The following is a 19,608-nucleotide window of genomic DNA, read 5'->3' as shown; positions in this document are numbered from 1 at the left end:
CAGGTTCTCAGTCCGCATCGGCCCGGCTCAGAGCGAGACGTCTTCCATGTGGTACGACCCGGTCGGCAGCACCTTGAAGCCCTGCACGCTGCTCGCCGTCGCGTACGGGAAGGGCGTGTAGAACAGGAACGCGAGGAACGCGGATTCGGCGGCCTTCTGCTGGAGCTCGCTGTACAGGGCCTGGCGCTTGGTCTTGTCGAACTCCTTCTGCGCCTTGTGGACCAGATCGATGAGCTCCGGGTCGTCGAAGCCGGTGTCGAAGGAGTGCCCGCCGGACGTGGGATCGAGTGCGAACTGCGCCAGCTCGTCGGGGTCGGCCAGGTCCATCGTCCAGTAGGAGTGCGCGATCTCGTAGTCCAGCTTGCCGGTCATGTCGTGCTGCGCGCTCGGGTCCACGTTCTGGATGTTCATCGTGATGCCCAGCTCCTTCAGCGACTCCTGCAGGACCTGCGCGATCGCCGCGTCCACCGCGTCGCCCGACATGGCGAGCCACGTCGTGGTGAAGCCGTTCGGCACGCTCGACTGGGCCATCTCCTCCTTGGCCTTGTTCATGTCGTACTGGATGCCGGGGCAGTTCTTGTCGTAGAACGGCGTGGACGGCATCAGGAACGAGTTCGCCGGGGTGCCGTTGCCGAACAGGATGGTCTTGATCAGCGCCTCCCGGTCGATGGCATACGAGATGGCGCGGCGCACATGAACGTCGTCGTACGGCTTCTTGTGCTGGTTCATCATGATGTAGTCCGTCCGGGTGGACGGGAACAGGTCGACCTTCACGTTGGGCGTGTTCTTGAGCTGGTCGAGGCTGGAGAACGGCGGGCTCTCGTTGATGTGCGCCTGCCCGCCCTGCAGCTGGATCGCGCGGGCGTTGCTGTCCGCGACCACCTTCCAGGTGACCGAGTCGAGGTACGGCTTGCCCGCCTGCCAGTAGGAGGGGTTCTTCTTCAGCGTGAGGGCACTGCCCTTCTGCCAGGTGCCCCACACGAACGGGCCGGTCCCGATCGGGCTGGCGTAGAACTCGTCCTTGCTCTTGCCCGCGTAGTCCTTGGGGATGATCCCGTTGTTCGGGCAGCTCAGGTCGGCGAGCAGCGGCGCCCACGGATACTTGGTGGTCACCACGACGGTGTAGTCGTCCGGCGTGGTCACCTCCTTGATCGCGGAGTTGATGAACTCCCAGCCGCCCTTGGTCTTGCTCGACTCGTCGATGGAGAACTTCACGTCCGCCGAGGTCATCGGCTGGCCGTTGTGGAACTTGACGTCCTTCCTGAGCTTCAGGGTGCACGACTTGTTGTCGGGCGACATCTCGTAGCTCTCCGCGAGCCAGGGCCTCACCCCCTGGCCGTCGTCCGTCATGGCCACCAGCGGCTCGTAGATCTGCGCGTAGGTCCAGATCGAGGCGTTGCTGAACACCATCGTCTTGTCCATGTTGACCGCGTCGTGGTCGCGGACGATGACCAGGTCGCCGCCCTTCTTGGCCGCGCCGGACGCGGCGCCGGACGAGGCGCCGGCGGAGGTGTCCGACGACGATCCGCAGGCTGCCAGCAACGGCGCGGACGCGAACGCCCCGAGGCCGAGCGCGCCGAGGTAGAGCATCCGGCGCCGGCTGATATCAGGTCCCCTGAGGCCGGCGAATATCTGCGAGGCCGATGGGATCGATGCGTCAGTGCTGTGGTCAGACATGCCTATCCTTCACGAGATGTCGCGGCGCTGCGCGGGGGTCGCTGTCGACCGAGAAGAGGCCTCAGCAACGGCCTTGGAGGATCCGATGGAGGATCAGATCGGTCTGCGACGAAGTATTGGAGCATGACGACGTTTCGTAAAGGTTACGGCGTCGATCAACTGTCATACGTAAGGTCGCCGTCCCGACTTCACCAGCAGATGAAGACTAGAGCATTCAAATCGGTTCAGGTAGTGTCCAACGGCAAAGCCCCCCAATCACTCCCAAACCAGGCGGCTTCTCATGCAACTGACGATCATCGGCGCGGGCGCGATCGGCGGCACGATCGGTGCGCACATGGTCCGCGCCGGCCACGACGTGCTCCTGTGCGACGCCGATCCCGCGCACGTCGAGGCGATCAATCGCGACGGCCTGACCATCGAGGGGCCCGTCGAGAACTTCACGGTGAAGGCGCGGGCGGTCACCCCCGATGGCCTGCCGGAACGCCTGCACCACGTCGCGATCGCGGTCAAAAGCCATCACACCGACCAGGCCGCGCAGCTCGTGCGCGATCGGCTCGATCCCGGCGGATGGCTGGTCAGCTTCCAGAACGGCCTGACCGCCGACCGGCTCTCCGCCGTCGTCGGCGCCCACCGGCTCATCGTGAGCTTCGTGAACTTCGGCGCGGACGTCCTCGGCCCGGGCCGGATCATGCAGGGCAACATCGGCACCTTCCGGGTCGGCGAGCCGGCCGGCGGCGAGATCACCCCGCGGGTCCGCGAGCTCGTCGAGGCCCTGCCGTACGCCGAGGCCACCGGCAACATCATGGGCTTCCTCTGGGGCAAGGAGGCCTACGGCGCGATGCTCTACGCGGGCGCCGTCTCCGACCTGTCCATCGCCGACTCCCTGGAGGCGCCCGAGTGGCGGCCCCTCATGCTCGGCATCGCCAGGGAGGTGCTCGCGCAGGCGCCGGTGAAGCCCGAGGGATTCGACGGCTTCGACCCCGACGACCTCGAAGGCTCGCTCGACCGGCTCGTCACGTTCAACCGCAACAGCGCGAAATCCCACAGCGGCATCTACCGCGACCTGATGGTCCGCAAGCGCAAGACCGAGGTCGACGACCTGCTGCACGACCTCTCCGGGCCGCTGACGACCTTCACCGGCGAGCTGATCAAGGCGATCGAGCGGGGCGAGCGCACCTGCGAGGTCGCGAACCTCCGCCTGCTCGCGGCGTACGAACGGGCCGAACGGCTCGGCCGGCCGCTCGACGCCGTGGTCACCCTGTTCCCCGCGCCTTCGCGCGCGCCCGAGGGGCCCCTGCACGGCGTGCCCGTCGCCGTCAAGGACATGATCGACATCGCCGGGCACCCGCGCGGCAACGGCAATCCCCACTCGATGCGCGCCGAGCCCGCCGCCGCCGACGCCCCCGTCGTCCAGGCGCTGCGCGCCGCAGGCGCGGACGTCTTCGCGGCGACCTCGCTGCTGGAGTACGCGGCCGGCGCGGTCCACCCGGAGGTGCCGGAGGCCATGAACCCCTACAACCCTGGGCGTACGGCAGGCGGGTCCAGCGGAGGATCGGCCGCCCTCGCCGGCGCCGGCGTGTGCCCGGTGGCGCTGGGCACCGACACGGGCGGCTCCATCCGGATCCCGGCCCACTACTGCGCCGCAGTCGGATTCAAGCCCAGCTACGGCGCGCTGCCGGTCGACGGCGTCGAGCCGCTCGCCCCCACGCTCGACCACGTGGGGCTGCTCGCCGGCGACGTCGCGACCACGACCACGGTCTTCTCGGCTCTCACCGGCGACCGCCCCCTGACCCGGCCCGGTGCCGGCATCCGGGTCGGCGTGCTCCCCGGCCTGCTGGAGCGCGCCGAGGTCGAGCCCGACGTGGCCGCCGCGGTCGGGGCGGCGCTCGGCACCCTCCGCGACGCCGGCTACTCCGTCGTCGAGGTGGACGGCTCGGTCTTCGAGGAGCTCGACGCGACGTTCGCGCACATCCTGCTGTACGAGGCGTGGCAGGTGCACGGGGCGCGGGCGAGCGCGGATCCCGGCCACTACGGGCCGGAGACCCTGCGGCTGCTGCGCGCCGGCTCCGAGGTGAGCCAGGCCGACTACCGCAAGGACCTCGCCGTACGGGAGCGGCTGCTGCCCGCCGCGACCGAGGTCTACGCGGCCGCCGACGTCCTGCTGACGCCCGCCGCGCCCTTCGTCGCGCCCGTCACGACACCTCCCGTGGACACGCCGGAAGGCGCCGCGGAGGGTCTGTTCACCGGCATCCACAACCTCACCGGAGCCCCGGCGCTGGTGCTGCCCTGCGGCTGGAGCGCCGACGGCCTCCCGATCGGGCTCCAGCTGTCGTCCGCGCCGGGCACCGACATGGAACTGCTGGCCGTGGCCGCCCACGTCGAGTCGACGCTCGCCGTGGACGTCCGCAGGCCCGCCTTCAACTGATCGAACGACACCACGAAGGAAATCCCCTTGCGCGCCGCCCTCTACATGTCCGCCGGCCACGTCGTCGTCGAGGACGTGCCCGACCCCGCGTTGTCCGAGCCGACCGATGCCGTCGTGCGTGTCCTGCGCGCCGCCGTCTGCGGCTCCGACCTGTGGTCCTACCGGGGCGTCATCACCCGTGCCGAGCGGTCCCGGCTGGGCCACGAGTTCATCGGCGTCGTGGAGGAGGTCGGCGGCGAGGTCCGCACCGTCCGCCCCGGCGACCTGGTCGTCGCGCCCTTCACCTGGTCCGACAACACCTGCCCCACCTGCCTGGACGGGATCCAGTCCTCGTGCGAGAGGGGCGGCACCTTCGCCTCGGCGGGCGCCGACGGCGGCCAGGGCCAGGCGGTGCGGGTGCCGTGGGCCGACGGAACGCTGGTGAAGGTGCCCGGCGGCCTGGCCGGTGTGGACGAGTCCGTGTATCCCGCGCTGCTGGCCGCCTCCGACGTGATGGCCACCGGCCTGCACGGAGCCGTCATGGCGGGTGTCACCGAAGGGTCCACGGTGGCCGTCATCGGCGACGGAGCCGTCGGGCTGTGCGCGGTGCTGGGGGCGAAGGCCGTCCTCGGAGCCGAGCGGATCATCCTGATGAGCCGCCACCCGGACCGCGCGGCCGTCGGCAAGGCCTTCGGAGCGACCGACGTCATCGCCGAGCGGGGTGATGAAGGCATCGCGGCCGTACGCGAGCGGACCGGCGGCCTCGGAGTGCGGCACGTGGTCGAGGCCGTCGGCACGCCGGAGTCATGGGCCATGGCGGTCGGCATGGCCCGGGACGGCGGTGCCATCGGCGCGGTGGGCGTGCCGCACACCACGCCGGCGCTGCCGCTGTTCCAGCCGCTCGTCCACAATCTGAGCCTGAACCTCGGGATCGCCCCCGTGCGCCACTACCTGCCCGACCTGGTCTCACGCATCACGGCCGGGACCCTCGACCCCGGCCCGGTGTTCGACACCGTCCTGTCTTTGGAGAACGTGGCGCGGGGCTACGCCGCGATGGCCGCCCGGGAGGCGATCAAGATCATGCTCATCCCGGGCGACCCCGCGCCGGCGCTCTCATAACCGGCCTCCCGGCCGTAGCCGGCCGAGCGTGCGGCACGCGGCGGCCCACCCTCTCGACTTCTGCTTGCAGCCGCATCAAGTTCTGTTCATTCCTGGCGAAAGTCGTTAATCTCATGGCCATCGGTCCTACGGGTCCGAGCCGGATCTTCCCCGCCCAGGGGCCACACCTCGTGGAGAGCAGAAGTGACGATGGCGCGCTGGTTGGGCCGGTTGCTTCTGCTGATCGTCGCGGGCGTGCTGACGATGACCGCCCTGGCGGCGCCCGCTTCTGCCCACGGCCAGCTCGCGATGTCGACACCGGCCAAGGACGGCACGGTGCGCGAGCCGCTGGAGTCGCTCTCCCTCTACTTCACCGAGGCGCCCGCCCCGAACGCGTATTTCGCGGTCACCTCTCCCAGCGGCGCCCGGGTCGACCGGCCCTGGACGCACGGCCGGCCCAAACGCCTCGACAAGCCGGTCCAGGAGTACAACCTCGTCGACGGGTTCTGGGAACCGACCGTGTACAACACCGGATTCCCGGCCGAGGTCCCCGTCGCCTACTGGCCGGAGCGGGGCGAGTACGTCGTCCGGTATCTGTCGATCGCCTCCGACGGAGAGCCGGTGCGGGGTGAGCTGCGGTTCACCTACAAGGGCAAGACCTCGCAGCCGCCCAAGGGCTGGCAGGCCCCCGACAACGAGCCCGACCCCAGCCTGCTCGACTCGGACGGGCACGGGAGCGGCACCCAGGCCCCGGCGCCGTCGACAAACGGCAGCCCGGCGGCGTCCCAGACCGGCGGCAGCCCGGCGGCGATGGGCCCGGCGGCACCCCAGGCCGGCGGCAGCCCGGCCGCCGTTTCCGGAACCGGCGGCAGCCCGGCCGCGGTGCCCGCGACGGGCAGCGCTGCCGCGCGGGTGGCGCAGCCGGCCGACTCCGTGTTGTCGGTATGGCTGGTGCCCGCGGTCCTCGTCGCCGGAGCGGGCGCCCTGGTGGTGCAGGCGGCGCGGAGGCCCGCGCTCGCCACCCCGGCGCCAGGGCGGCCTTCCGGCCGCCCGCAGGCCAGGAAACCCGCACGCGCCCCGGCGTCACGTACTCCACAGCGCTCCAAGTCCACCAAGCGACGCTGACTCGTCCCACCCCCCTCAGGAGAAACCCCCCATGACGATCGCCCCTGCGCGCCTGCGCCCGCTGCTCGCCGTGCTCCCGCTCGGCGTGGCCCTGCTGATGGCCACCTCGGCCTGTGCCGGGTCGGATGCCGCCGCCCCCGCCCAGTCGGCCGCTTCGGTATCCGCCGAGTCCGCTGCCGCGGCTGCCGAGTCGGCTCCCGCCGCCCCCAGCGAGCCGGCCGCGGCCGCCCCCGCCGACCCGGCCGTGAAGGAGATCACCGTCACCATCGCCGGTCGGAAGGTCACCCCGCCGCCGGGCCGCATCGAGGTGGCCGAGGGCCAGACGGTGCGGATCACCGTCACCGGCGACGCCGCCGACGAGGCGCACCTGCACGGGTACGACAAGGAGGCCGAGCTGAAGCCCGGCGTTCCCGCGAGCATCGAGTTCGTCGCCGACCAGACCGGCCTGTTCGAGATGGAAACCCACGAGTCGGGGCTGCAGCTGTTCCAGCTCGTCGTGCGTTAGGCCGCCGGGATGCTGCTGGCTCACGGCGTCGGCGGCCGACAGGACCTGCCGATCCCGTTCTCGGCCGTGCTGACCGGTGCGGCCCTCGCGTTGCTCGTGTCGTTCGTGGCACTCGGCGCGCTGTGGAAACAACCGCGCCTGGACGCCGCCCTCACCGCCGCCCGCTCGGTGCCCGCCGCCCTGCAGACGGTCGTGACCGCGCCGGCCTGGCGGTGGATCTGGCGGGTCGCCGGGCTCGTCGCCGCGGCGTACTTCTGCATCGGGCTGGTCTTCGGTCCCGATCGGGCCGACAATCCCACGGCCGGGGCGTTCTACGTCCTGTTCTGGGTCGGCCTGGTGCCGCTGTCGCTGCTGTTCGGCCCGGTGTGGCGCGGCCTGAACCCGCTGCGGACGCTGCATCTGCTGGCCTGCAAGGGGCTCGGACGCGACCCCGAGCTCGGCCTGCGGCCGCTGCCGGCGGGCGTCGGATACTGGCCCGCCTGCGCCGGGCTGTTCGCCTTCGTCTGGCTCGAACTGGTCGCCCCCGAGCGGGCCACCCTGCCGGTCATCGGCGCCTGGCTCACGGCCTACGCCGTGCTCATGCTCGCCGGGGCGGTGGTCTTCGGCTCCCGGTGGTTCGGCCACGCCGATCCGTTCGAGGTCTACAGCGACCTCGTGGGCAGGCTCGCCCCGGCGGCCAGACGCGGCGACGGCGTCGTGGTCTGGCGCAACTCCCTCGACGGCATGGCCGGGCTGCGACCGGCACCGGGACTGACGACGCTGGTGGTCGTGCTCCTGGGCTCCACCATGTACGACAGCCTGTCCAACGCCCCGGTGTGGGTGCGCTTCATGCAGGAGAGCGCGGTGCCCGCCCCGGTCACGGGCACCGCGGGCCTGCTCGCCGTCATCGCTGTGGTGCTCGCGGCGTACCGTGCCGCGACCGCGCTCGCCGGCCGATGGGGCGCGGCCCGGCCCGGCACGACGGCGGGACAGATCGCCCACTCGATCGTGCCGATCGCCGTCGGATACGTGGTGGCCCACTACTACACCTTGTTTCTCCTGGAAGGGCAGCGGACCATCGCCCTGCTGTCCGACCCGCTGGACACCGGCGCGAACTGGCTCGGCACCGCCGGGTGGACCATCCAGGCGCTCGGCACCACCCCGGCCGGAGTCGCCACCCTCCAGGTGACGGTCATCGTCATCGGCCACGTGCTGGGCACCGTCCTGGCTCATGACCGCGCACTGGCCCTGTTCCCCCGCCGGACCGCCGTGCTCGGGCAGATTCCCCTGCTCGTGCTGATGGTCGTCTACACCGTCGTGGGGCTGCTTCTCCTGTTCGCCGCCTGAGGCGCGAGGGGGGAAGCCCGTAACGAGCCGCGAGCCGGAGATTCCTCATGTCCGGCTCCGGCCGCGCCATCTCTGGCAGGGCCGGCAGCGCAGCACGCCGGAGCGGCCATGGCTCTGACGTCGAAACGATTCGACACGTGTCGAAGCCAACGTCGGTTCGCACGCGTCAACGAGAAGGGACTCCGGGACCTGCGTGCCGCGGGGTCGCATGACGGCCGAATGGCGCGGGCGTGTCACGGACGTTTCCGGCTCTTGACCCTCTCGTCACACGCGCTTATGGTCTTGTCGAATCGATTCGGCGAATCGATTCGACCCGGCCGTATCCCGACGGGAAAGGCGCATGGTCACACCCTTGTCTCGGCGGGCACGCAGGATCGTGCCGCACGCCGTTCTCGCCTCCACACTCGCGCCGACCACGATCCCGTGGCCGCGATGCGGGTCGGCCCGTCCGCGAAAGAAGGAAGAATGTCAGCTCATCCGAAACGCTTGGTCGCACTCAGACATCCCGGCGGCACGGCGGCGGCGCCCGGCCAGGGCCGCGGCCTGAAGGGCAGAAAGGGACTCTCGGTCCTCGGGACACTGGCCGCCACCGCCGCCCTCCTGGTCAGCGTCCAGCAGCCCGCCGCGGCGGACCCGAACGCCGGCTCCGCCGGCGTGAAACAGCTGAGCGTCGACCTGTCCGCGAAGACGAAGCCGTCCACAGGGGTGGGTCTCGGCATTCTCTACGGCATCACGCAGGACGGGTTACAACCGGCCGACGAATACCTCGAACCGCTGACACTCAATGCCTTCCGCAGCGGCGGCTGGTACGCGGGCGGCTGGATCAAGGACAAGTACACCTTCGGACCGGGCACCCAGGCCAACATCGACGCGGTCATCGCCGAGGCGAAGCGTTTGCAGCGCCCGCCCCGGCACAAGTTCGAATACCAGGTCCTGCTCAGTGACGTGTTCGGTTCGACCGGCGGAGCTCCGGCGAACACGCTGTGGCCGTGCACCGACGGCGACTGCGGCAACTGGATCGAGTTCATCGACGCGACCGTGACCAGGCTCCAGGCTTCCGGCCAGAAGTTCACCTACGAGATCTGGAACGAGCCCGACCTCAGCATCTTCTGGAGGCCGGGCGTCAACACGGAGCAGTACTTCCAGATGTGGGACAGCGCCTACCGCGAGATCCGGCGCATCGCCCCGGCCGCGACGATCGCCGGCCCGTCCTTCGCCTACACCCCTGAGCGACGCCCCGACGAATGGCAGGCCTTCCTGGCCCACGCAAAGGCCGCCAACACCGTCCCGGACGAGATCACCAACCACGACGAGGGGACCGTCGACGACCCGGTCACCGTCGGCAGGTCCCTGTCGGACGCGCTCGACGCCAACGGGATCGCCCAACGACCCCTGTCGGCCAACGAGTACCAGCCCGCGGACCGGCAGACCGCCGGAGACACCGCCTGGTACAACGCCCGGCTGGCGCAGTCGAACTACGCCAACGCCATGCGCGGAAACTGGAGCTGCTGCGTCATTCCGAACCTGACCGGGCTGCTCACCAAGCTCCCGAGCGGATGGGCGCCCAACGGTAACTGGTGGGTGATGCGCACGTACGCCGACATGACGGGAACACTGGTCTCCACCTCCGAACAGGTCGGATCGACCGCGATCTCCGCGTCGGCGGACCCGGCGAAGAAGCGCGCGGTGGCGCTGCTCGGTGACATCCAGGGCGCATACACCGGGCCGATGGCCGTGACGTTCACGGGGCTGTCCTCGACGCCGTGGCTGGTCCACGGCGGTCTCGCGCACGCCACCGTCTACAGGATCCCGGACCAGGCCCCCCTGTACACGCGCCAGGTCGTCTTCAGCCAGGACGTCAAGGTCGAGAACGGCGCCATCACGGTGCCGTTCGACTTCGCGTCGCAGCACGACGCCTACGCCGTCTATCTGTCCTGGACCGAACCGCAGGAGATCTCTCTCGGCGCCCCGGCCGCCGTACGGCCCGGGAGCACCTACACGGTCCCGGTGACGTTCACCAACGGCGGCGGGCAGATGGATCGCGACGTCCGGACGAGTCTCGCCGCCTACACCCCGGACGGCAAGCCGGCCCCGGGGATCACCATCACCTGCGCCGACGGTCCCGCGCCGGCGTGCCCGGGCGTGCCCAAGCTGGACGCCGGTCAGAGCACCGTCGTGCGGTACACGATGAGAACCTCTGCCGATCTCCCCAAGGACAACTACCGGTTCACGGCGGTCGCCACGGCGAAGTCCGAAGGGCAGGACATCTCCGTGAAGAACTCGGCCGACGCGTTGTTGCAATGTGAGGTGGGGGACGTCTGCGAGGCCGAGGACGGAACTCTGGCCGGCGGAGCATGCCTGGCCACGGACCATCCCGGGTACACGGGATCGGGCTTCGTCGCGTGCTTCACCTCACGGGGGCCGAGCGTGACCCAGCGGATCGTCGCCCCTGACGCGGGCACATACTCGCTGGACCTCCGCTATGCGGCCGGCCCCGACGGTCCGGCCGGCACCCGGAGCGCATCGGTGTCGGTCAACGGCGGAGCTCCCCGGCAAATCCTGCTTCCGCTCACCGGGAGCTGGAACACCTGGGCCGACGCGACCATTCCGGTGCAGCTCGCGGCGGGCGTGAACACGATCAGCGTCAGCTACGGTTCCGGTGACGCCGGGTGGTTCAACCTCGACCACCTGGTAGCCGGCAAGTAGCACATCGCATACTCGGGCGGCCCCATCCCGCAACCGGCTACGCCGGTGGCGGATGGGGCCGCTGCCTGCCGCGCCGGAACGGACGGCCCCGTCAAGGCGTGGCCGGCGATTCCGATACCCACGGTGGTGCGGGGAGCTCGCCTGAAAGGCTCGTCACTGTCTTCCCTCCGGAGTCAGCACCTGCCGGGTCCGCTCCCCGCTCCAGGCCGCTTCGAGGATCGCGGTCAGGCTGGCGGTGTCGGCCGGGCCCGGATGGTTCTGGATCAGGCGGGTGACGCCGCCGGCCATCTCGGCGAAGCGCGGGAGGTCGGCGCGTGCCACGCCGATGTCCGCCAAGGTGGGAGGGATGCCGATGTCGGCGAGGAGCCCGTCGAGCCAGGTGAGGAACATGTCCGCGGCCTCGGCGTCCGAGGCGCCGGTCACGTCGAGCCCGCACACTCCGGCGAGGACGGCCAGCCGGTCGGCGATGGCGTCCTTGGCCGCGTCCAGCGCGTACGGCAGCAGCAGCCCGACGCCCAGGCCGTGCGGCGTGTGGGTGGCCGCGCCTATGGGGTACTGGAGTGCGTGCGGAGCCGCGGTGCCCGCGTGGGCGAACGCGAGCCCCGCCAGCATGGACCCATAGGACATGTCCGCGCGGGCGTCCTTGTCGCCTCCGTCCTTGACGACGCGCGGCAGGCTGCGGGCGATCCGCTTCGCGGCCAGAAGCGCGTAGTGATCGGTGACCGCGTTGCGGCCGAGGAAGACCTGCTCCACCGGGTCGCGCGGCCCGTGGGGCCGGGGTCGCGCGGTGTAGCTCTCCACCGCGTGACAGAACGCGTCGATGCCGGAGTGGGCGCTGACGGTCGCGGGGCAACTGTAGGTGAGCTCGGGGTCGACGATGGCGAAGTCGGGCACGATGTGGACGCTGGAGACCCCCACCTTCAGCTCGCGGTCCGGGTCGGTCAGCACCGAGACGGGGGTGAGCTCGGAGCCGGTGCCGGACGTCGTCGGCACCGCGACGAGAGGGATCGTCGGACCCGGCACCTTCGACTCGCCGTAGTAGTCGCGCGGCGACCCGCCGTGACGCCGGATGACGCCGACGATCTTGGCGAGGTCGATCACCGTGCCACCCCCGATGGCGAGGATCACGTCGGCGTCCACCTCCGCGGCGGCCGAGACGGCCAGGGCGACGTCGGAGAGCGGCACGTCCGGAGTCGCGTCGGCGAACACCCCGGTGACCGCTGCCTTCTCCCGCACGGCGGCCACGATCCCGGCCACACCCGGCTGCTCCAGCAGAACCCGGTCGGTCACGATGAGGACGCGCGAGCCGCACTCGGCCACCACCCGTGGGATGTTCTCCGCGACCCCTTCGCCCACGATCAGCTGGCGTGGTCCGCGGACGGTCTCAAGCATGTAAAGGCCTCTCTGGAACGTCGGCGGTGATGTGCTGGGCGGACGTCCGGGTCTCCTGCGAGACCGGGACGGCGTCGCCGAGGGCGGTGGGAGTCAAGGTCGCGACCAGCGCCTCGGTCATGAGCCCGAGGGCGTGGCGTTCGGCAGGTCGATCGCCGCGTAGGTGACGTCGAGGTACTCGAGGATGCCCTCGTGCGACCCCTCCTTGCCGATCCCGGACTGCTTCACGCCGCCGAACGGAGCCGACGGGTCCGAGATCAGGCCGCGGTTGATGCCGATCATCCCCGTCTCCAGCCCCTCGGCGAACCTGAGCGCCCGCTGGAGGTCGCGGGTGAAGACGTATCCGACGAGGCCGTGCTCGGTGTCGTTGGCCTTCGCCATCACCTCGTCGTCGGACGTGAACGAGATGATCGGCGCCACCGGGCCGAAGATCTCCTCCCCCAGCATCCGCGCGTCCTCGGGCACGTCGGCGAGGACGGTCGGCGGGTAGAAGTGGCCAGGCCCGTCCGGACGCTCGCCGCCCACCAGGACACGGGCGCCGCGCTCGACCGCGTCGGCGACGAGCTCGTCGATCTTGGCGACCGAGGCCTCGTCGATCAGCGGCCCGACGTCCACGCCGTCGTCGAGACCATGGCCCACCGAGAGCGCGCCCATCCGCTTGGCGAAGCGCGCGGTGAACTCCTCGCGCACCGGCTCCTCGACATAGATGCGGTTGGCCGCGATGCAGGACTCCCCGATGTTGCGCATCTTGGCCACCATGGCGCCGTCGACCGCGACGTCCAGGTCGGCGTCGGCGCACACGATCAGGGCCGCGTTGCCGCCCAATTCCATGGAGGTGCGCAGCACGTTGTCCGCCGCCTGCCGCAGCAGCACGCGCCCGACCTCGGTCGATCCGGTGAACGAGAGCTTGCGGGTGCGGCGGTCGGCCAGCAGCGCCGAGACCACCGTGCCGGCACGCTTGGTCGTCACGACGTTGACGACGCCCGGGGGAACGCCGACCTCCTCCATGATGCGGGCCAGCAGCAGCATGGTGAGAGGCGTCTGGGCGGCCGGCTTGGTGATCGTCGTGCAGCCCGCCGCGAGCGCAGGAGCGATCTTGCGGGCGCCCATGGCCAGCGGGAAGTTCCAGGGCGTCACGAAGACGCACGGCCCGACCGGCTTCGGCACGGTGAGGATGCGATATCCACCACCGGGGGCGGTGTTGTAGCGCCCCTCGATGCGCACCGCCTCCTCCGCGAACCAGCGGAAGAACTCGGCGCCGTAGGCCACCTCCGCCCGGGCCTCGGCGAGCGGCTTGCCCATCTCGAGGGTGATCAGGCGGGCGACCTCCTCGGACCGCTCGGTCAGCGCCCGGTATGTCGCGGTCAGCAGCTCCGACCGTTTCCGCGGCGGGGTCGCCGCCCACTCCGCCAGCGCCTTGGTCGCCGCGTCAAGCGCAGCGAGCCCGTCGTCGACGCCGGCGTCCGCCACCTCGGCGATGGTCGTGCCGGTGGCCGGGTCCTCGACGGCGAAGGTGGCTCCGCCGGCGGCGTCGCGCCAGGCGTCGCCGATCCGGAGCCGCCGGTGCTCGGGGGCCAGGACGTTGATGGGGTCACTCACTGCGTACGCCTCCTGTGATGTTCTTGGTGATGTCCGGCGTGACCTCGCCGCCCTGTGTGTTCATCTCCCGGCATCGGACAGCGACAGCCCGGTGTCCGCGTCGAACAGGTGCGCCCGGTCCAGGTCGACCGTGACCTGCAGCCGCTCGCCCGGCACACCCGTGACTGTCGGTCGTGCCTTGACCTTGAGGATCTCCGTCCCCACGCGGACGTCGACCACCGTCCGGTCGCCGAGCGGCTCAAGCCCGTAGAGCTCCCCCGGCAGCGACGCGTCCCCGCGCTGCTCGATGGACACGTTCTCCGCGCGCAGGCCCAGCAGCAGCGGACGGCCGTCCTCGGCCATGGCCCAGCGAGGCCGCGGCAGCGTCCAGCTCTCACCGACCAGGCGGTCTCCCTCGGCGCGGCAGGCGAGCAGGCTGATATGCGGGCTCCCGACGAATCCCGCGACCCACTGGTTGGCCGGACGCTCGTACACCTCGGCCGGCGTTCCGACCTGTTGCACCTTCCCCTCTTTGAGGACCGCGACCTGGTCGGCCATCGACAGGGCCTCGACCTGGTCGTTGGTCACGTAGATGAAGGTCGCTCCAAGGCTCCGGTGGATGCGGGTGAGCTCGGTGCGCATCTCGACGCGGAGCTTGAGGTCGAGGTTCGTCAGCGGCTCGTCCATGAGGAACGCGCGCGGGCTGCGGACCAGCGCCCGCGCCAGGGCGACACGCTGCATCTCACCGCCCGACATCTGCGCGGGACGACGCTGCAGCAGCCGTTCGATGTGCAGCAGGCTCGACATCCGCTCGACGGCGGCCGCGATCTCGCTCGAAGAACAGCGGCGTGCCCGCAGCGGCGAGGCGATGTTCTCGTACGCCGTGAGTTTCGGGTAGAGGGCGTAGCTCTGGAACACCATGGCCAGGTCGCGGTCGGCCGGGGCGTCGCCGGTCGCGTCCCTCCCGTCCAGGTGCACCGAGCCGGCATCGAGCTTCTCGAGGCCGGCGATCGCCCGCAGGGTCGTCGTCTTGCCCGCCCCGGAGGGGCCGAGCACGACGAAGAACGAGCCGTCCGGCACGTCCAGCGTCACCCCGTCCAGTGCCTGGACCTTGCCGAAGGACTTGCGCAGCCCGTGCGCTGCCACGGTTCCCATCAGGCCACCAGCTCTTCCGTGCTCACGTCGTAGACCGGCGGGGGCCCGCCGGTGTGCCGCAGACCGACCGGTGCGTCGGCGGCGAAACGGACAGTCGGCGGCATCCGGACCCGCACCTCGTGCTCACCGCCGTGGTCGACCACGTAGATGATCTCGTCGCCCAGCCACTCGGCCGAGATCACGCGGGCCGGGGCCGAACCCTCCGCCCCCGGTTCCGTGACTTCCAGCGCCTCCGGCCGTACGCCTGCGACCAGGCGGCGGTCGCGCGGCAGGCCCGGCGGCGGCGTGAGGACCAGCCCGCCCTTACTGCGCAGCTTCCCGTCGGCGATCTCCACCTCGATCAGGTTCATCGGCGGTGAGCCGATGAACGCGGCGCAGAACAGGCTCGCCGGGCGGTCGTAGACCTCCAGCGGTGTGCCGATCTGCTCGACGCGGCCCTTGTTGAGGATGGCGATCCTGTGGCCGAGCGACATCGCCTCGACCTGGTCGTGGGTGACGTAGACCATCGTCGTCCCCAGCTCCCCCTGGAGGTGCTTGATCTCCGTGCGCATGTCCGCCCTCAGCTCCGCGTCCAGGTTGGTGAGGGGTTCGTCCATGAGGAACGCGCGCGGTCGCCGCACCAGGGCGCGAGCGAGCGCGACGCGCTGCTGCTCACCGCCGGACAGCCGGTGCGGTCGCCGGTCCAGGAGCGGGCCGAGCCGCATCAGCCGGGCGGCCTCGTCGACCCGCTCGCGCACCTCCGCCTTGGGCAGTCCCTCGGCCCGCAGCGGGAACGCCAGGTTGTCGCGGGTCCTCAGGTGCGGATAGAGAGCGTAGAACTGGAACACCATGGCGATGTCGCGCTCGGCGGGCGGCAGGTCGTTGACCAGCGTGTCGCCGATGCGGATGTCGCCCGTCGTCTGCCTCTCCAGGCCGGCGATGGCCCGCAGCGTCGTCGTCTTGCCGCACCCCGAAGGGCCGAGCATCACGAACAGCTCGCCGTCGCCGATGGACAGGTCCACGTGCTCGACCGCGACGGTCCCGTCCGGATACCGCTTGTGCAGGGCGGTCACCTCGATGCCCGCCATCAGCGTCGCACCGCCCCGAGCGTCACACCGGCGACGAGGTGCTTGCGCACCAGGTAGGCGAAGATGAGCACCGGCAGGGCGAACACCACGGAGGAGGCGGCCACGAGACCCCAGTCCACGGTGGTCCCGCCGATGAGGCCGGCGATGGCGGGCGGGGCCGTACGCACACTGTCGCTGGAGGTGAGGAAGATGGCGAACACGAACTCGTTCCACGAGAAGATGAGTGCGAACACCGCCGTCGCGGCGATGCCGGGCAGCAGCAGCGGAAGGGTGAACCGCCGGAACGCCTGCAGGCGGGTGTAGCCGTCGAGCATGGCGGCGTCCTCGTACTCCGCGGGCACCTCGTCGACGAACCCCTTCATCATCCAGATCGTGAACGGGACGTTGAACGCGGCGTAGATGAGGATCAGGCCCAGTTTGGAGTCGATGAGCCCGACCTGGCGGTACATGAGGAAGATCGGGATCACGACCACCACGGGCGGCATGAAGCGGGTGGACAGGATGAAGAACAGCTGGTCCTTCTTGGCCTTCACGGCGAAGCGCGAGTAGGCCCAGGCCGCCGGGACCCCCAGCACGGTGGCCAGCGCCGTGGAGACCCCGGCGACCACGACGGAGTTGAGGAACGCGACGGACAAGGTCGAACGGCCGCCGCCGGAGGCGACGAACACGTCCTTGAAATGGTCGAGGGTGACCGTGAAACCGAAGAACTTCGCCGGGATGGCGTAGACGTCCCGGTTCTCCTTGATGGACGTCTCGACCATCCACAGCACCGGAAAGAGCATCACGACGGCCAGCACGGCCAGCAGCGCGACCTCCAGCACCGAGCGGCCGCGAAGGCCGAAGCGGCGCGCGGGGGGCGTCTCATCCCGGACAGGACTCGTGGACACGGCCTCGTCGACGGACACGGCCATCAGTCCTCCTTGAGCTTGTTCAAGTAGCGCAGATAGAGCTGCGTAAGGACGATGACGACGAGGACCATGAGGATCCCGTACGCCGATGCGGTTCCGGTGTTGAAGCCCAGGAACGCGACCTTGTAGACGTGGAACGACAACGTCTCGGTGGAGACCCCCGGCCCTCCGCTGGTGAGGATGTAGACGAGGTCGAACAGCCGGAACGCCTCGATGGCCCTGAACAGCACGGCGATGAGGAGCAGCGGCCACACCAGCGGAAGAGTGATGGTGCGGAACCGGAACCACTCGGACGCCCGGTCGATCGAGGCGGCCTCGTACAGGTACTTCGGGACCGCGGTGAGGCCCGCGAGCGCGATGAGCATGATGAACGGCGTCCACTGCCAGGTGTCGACCACGATCAGCGAGAACAACGCCGTCTGCTGCCGGGTGAGCCACTCCACCTGCCCCAGGCCGAGCGAGCCGAGCATGCTGTTGATCACGCCGAACTGCGCGTCGAGCATGAACCGCCAGAACAGCCCGACCACGACCGGCGACAGCATCATCGGAACCAGGAACAGCGTGGTCAGCAGCCCTCGCCCGTGCGTACGCCGCGAGATCAGATAGGCGATGGTGAAGCCCAGCACGGTCTGCAGGGCGACGGCGCCGATCACGTAGATCAGCGTCGTCAGGGCCCTCAGGTGGACCTGCGCCGAAGCCAGGATGGCGGTGTAGTTCTCGAGCCCGACGAAATTGGCCGGCCCCCCGCGGGTGGCCGAGTAGTCGGTGAACGACAGGTACAACGCCCACAGCAACGGAAACACCGACATCGCGAGCAACAGCAGCAGCGCCGGGGAGATGAAGACCACGGCGAGCCATCGGTCGCTCAGGCGGCGGGACCGGCCCCGGGCCGGCGGCGTCGCGGACGCCGCCTGCCCGGGGTGGTCGGTCGTCAGGGAGGCGGAGTCACTCACAGCCCGCCGCCGCCCTTACGGTTGCTGGAGTCGAGCACGCTCTGCTGCTGCTTCGCGATGTCGTCGAGCGCCTCCTTCGGGCTCTTCGCGCCGTTGAGAGCCGCGTTCACGTTGGTGTTCTCGATGTCGACGAGACGCGCGTACTCGGGCACGTTCCACATGTCCCGCATCCGCGGAACCGAGTCGGCGTACACCTTGTTGAACGGCCCGGCGTTGAGGAACTCGGGCGACTCGAGGGCGTCCGTACGCGCGGGCACGCCACCGGCGGCGGCCCACTTCTTCTGGATGTCGGCCTGCTCGAACCACTTCATGAAGTTCAGCGCCTCCGCCTGCTTCTCTTCCGAGGAGTAGGCCGACACGTGCATCCCCATGCCGCCGAGAGGCACCAGGTTCGTCTTCTGGGTCGGCAGGGTGGCGAAGCCCAGCTTCTCGAGGATCTCCTCCCGCGTGCTGCCGAGCGTCGACTCCTTCGGGTCGAGCAGGGCGCCGCTCGCGGCGATCCAGTTGAACGCAATGCACGCCTTGCCCTGGGCGACCGCCGCGTTCACCTCGTCGATGAACCAGTTGCCGGAGCCCTTGGCGGTCAGCGGCTTCATCTTGTTGACCAGGACGTCCATCGCCTCCTGGCCCGCGGCGTCGTTGAGGACGCCGTCGATCTTGCGCGTCTTGGCGTCCCAGAGGTTGCCGCCGTAGACGCCGTTGACCGTGTTGTAGGTGACGGCCGCGGCGTCGGAGCCGTTGGCCTGGTGGAAGGCCAGGCCGCTGACGCCGGGGTTGTCCGCCTGGCACTTCTCGGCGACAGAGATCATCTCGTCCCAGGTCTGCGGCGGTTTGTCGCCGATCAGGTCCTTGCGATAGATCATCGTCCAGGTGTCGCCGAGCAGCGGCAGTCCGTACAGGCTGGCGTTCTCGTCGCGCTTGCCGGTCTCCGCCTGGGGGAACTGGCCGTAGGCCGCCAGGAGATACGGGTTGTAGGCGTTGACGTCGATGTTCTTCTTGACGAAGTCGGTGATGTCGAGGATGTTGCCGTTCGTCACGGCCTCGCCGATGTGCTGCGAGTCCAGGATCGGGATATCGAAGTCGGTCTTGTGCGCCGCGAACTGGGTGAACATGGCGTCGTGCCAGTTCGCGTTCGGCACGGTGTTGACCTTGATGGTCACGTTCGGCCGCACCTTGGTGTACTCCGCGTTCGCGAAGTCCTCCAGCGCGTGAGCGGGGGGCCAGTCGAACCAGATGAAGCTGAGGGTCAGCGGGTCCTTGGTGAGCTCGGGGATGGTCGCCGGCGCCTTGGGGGCGCTGCTATCCGTGCCGCCGCCGCAGGCCACCGCGGTCGTGACCATCAACATGGCCGCCGCTGCCAGCCGTGCCCTTCGACCGGGAACCGACAGTCGTCCTATTCGATGTGGATACCGCATCCTTGCCTGCTTTCTGGGTGGGGGGCTTTGGAGCCTTGCTGCGTGCTTCGCCGAGCAGTTGGGGGGTGTTGAGGCGTGTTACCGGCTGTCGCAGGGGCTGACCCGCAGACAGGGGCGTCACGAGTACGCCACGACGCAGTGGAGCTCCAGGCAGGCGCGAAGTCCTTCGGGCCGTGCGGGGCCCGGCGGCGAATCGAATAGGACGTCGAACATGCTCATGAGGAGCTCCAACTGGTCGAAGCGGAGCGATGGCGGACGATTCCGCGATTTGTGGGGGATGGCCAGCATCCGCCCCCTTT

General features: G+C 69.9%; 14 protein-coding genes. 6 read left to right on the top strand and 8 right to left on the bottom strand.

Going from position 1 to position 19,608, the window contains the following annotated elements; all coding sequences use genetic code 11:
• Positions 1–27 precede the first annotated feature (27 nt).
• Entirely contained in the window at positions 28–1,590 is a 1,563-nt protein-coding gene (locus OHB01_RS26495; protein WP_328854108.1) for an ABC transporter substrate-binding protein, read from the bottom strand.
• A 367-nt stretch (positions 1,591–1,957) separates the two neighbouring features.
• On the opposite strand from OHB01_RS26495, the gene OHB01_RS26490 reads away from it, so the two are divergent.
• The 6 genes from OHB01_RS26490 (at position 1,958) to OHB01_RS26465 (ending at position 10,841) form a co-directional block, all read left to right on the top strand.
• A complete protein-coding gene (locus tag OHB01_RS26490; protein ID WP_328854107.1) occupies positions 1,958–4,102 on the top strand; it encodes an amidase family protein in 2,145 nt (714 codons plus the stop codon).
• A gap of 27 nt (positions 4,103–4,129) precedes the next feature.
• Positions 4,130–5,200: a zinc-binding dehydrogenase gene (locus OHB01_RS26485; RefSeq protein WP_205830221.1), complete on the top strand. Its 1,071-nt coding sequence runs from the start codon at positions 4,130–4,132 to the stop codon at positions 5,198–5,200.
• 189 nt (positions 5,201–5,389) lie between these two features.
• Positions 5,390–6,304 carry a copper resistance CopC family protein gene (locus OHB01_RS26480; protein WP_142647707.1) on the top strand — a complete coding sequence of 305 codons (915 nt, stop codon included), beginning with the start codon at positions 5,390–5,392 and terminating at the stop codon, positions 6,302–6,304.
• A 31-nt stretch (positions 6,305–6,335) separates the two neighbouring features.
• Positions 6,336–6,809 carry a hypothetical protein gene (locus OHB01_RS26475; protein ID WP_142647709.1) on the top strand — a complete coding sequence of 158 codons (474 nt, stop codon included), beginning with the start codon at positions 6,336–6,338 and terminating at the stop codon, positions 6,807–6,809.
• A gap of 9 nt (positions 6,810–6,818) precedes the next feature.
• The gene (locus OHB01_RS26470) at positions 6,819–8,135 is read left to right on the top strand and encodes a hypothetical protein (protein WP_328854106.1); all 1,317 of its coding nucleotides are present in this window, start codon (positions 6,819–6,821) and stop codon (positions 8,133–8,135) included.
• 486 nt (positions 8,136–8,621) lie between these two features.
• Positions 8,622–10,841 carry a CBM35 domain-containing protein gene (locus tag OHB01_RS26465; protein WP_205830222.1) on the top strand — a complete coding sequence of 740 codons (2,220 nt, stop codon included), beginning with the start codon at positions 8,622–8,624 and terminating at the stop codon, positions 10,839–10,841.
• A gap of 153 nt (positions 10,842–10,994) precedes the next feature.
• On the opposite strand, the gene OHB01_RS26460 is transcribed toward OHB01_RS26465, so the two are convergent.
• From OHB01_RS26460 to OHB01_RS26430, 7 genes are all read right to left on the bottom strand, one after another.
• On the bottom strand, positions 10,995–12,233 hold the full coding sequence (locus tag OHB01_RS26460) for an iron-containing alcohol dehydrogenase (protein ID WP_142647714.1): 1,239 nt from the start codon (positions 12,231–12,233) through the stop codon (positions 10,995–10,997).
• A 117-nt stretch (positions 12,234–12,350) separates the two neighbouring features.
• Positions 12,351–13,832: an NAD-dependent succinate-semialdehyde dehydrogenase gene (locus tag OHB01_RS26455; RefSeq protein WP_142647716.1), complete on the bottom strand. Its 1,482-nt coding sequence runs from the start codon at positions 13,830–13,832 to the stop codon at positions 12,351–12,353.
• A gap of 60 nt (positions 13,833–13,892) precedes the next feature.
• Complete coding sequence (locus OHB01_RS26450) at positions 13,893–14,966, bottom strand: ABC transporter ATP-binding protein (protein WP_147944644.1); 1,074 nt, start codon at positions 14,964–14,966, stop codon at positions 13,893–13,895.
• Positions 14,966–16,033 carry an ABC transporter ATP-binding protein gene (locus OHB01_RS26445; RefSeq protein WP_142647720.1) on the bottom strand — a complete coding sequence of 356 codons (1,068 nt, stop codon included), beginning with the start codon at positions 16,031–16,033 and terminating at the stop codon, positions 14,966–14,968. Before OHB01_RS26445 ends, OHB01_RS26450 begins: the two co-directional genes overlap by 1 nt.
• Positions 16,033–16,944: a carbohydrate ABC transporter permease gene (locus tag OHB01_RS26440; protein ID WP_147944645.1), complete on the bottom strand. Its 912-nt coding sequence runs from the start codon at positions 16,942–16,944 to the stop codon at positions 16,033–16,035. The genes OHB01_RS26445 and OHB01_RS26440 overlap by 1 nt, the downstream gene beginning before the upstream one ends.
• Positions 16,944–17,894, bottom strand: coding sequence for a carbohydrate ABC transporter permease (locus tag OHB01_RS26435; protein WP_142647724.1), 951 nt, complete (start codon positions 17,892–17,894; stop codon positions 16,944–16,946). Before OHB01_RS26435 ends, OHB01_RS26440 begins: the two co-directional genes overlap by 1 nt.
• Positions 17,891–19,240: an extracellular solute-binding protein gene (locus OHB01_RS26430; RefSeq protein WP_205830223.1), complete on the bottom strand. Its 1,350-nt coding sequence runs from the start codon at positions 19,238–19,240 to the stop codon at positions 17,891–17,893. Before OHB01_RS26430 ends, OHB01_RS26435 begins: the two co-directional genes overlap by 4 nt.
• Positions 19,241–19,608: the final 368 nt, after the last annotated feature.

The sequence above is a fragment of the Microbispora hainanensis genome, from assembly GCF_036186745.1.
Lineage (GTDB): Bacteria > Actinomycetota > Actinomycetes > Streptosporangiales > Streptosporangiaceae > Microbispora.
This window is presented reverse-complemented; position numbering and strand designations above follow the sequence as displayed.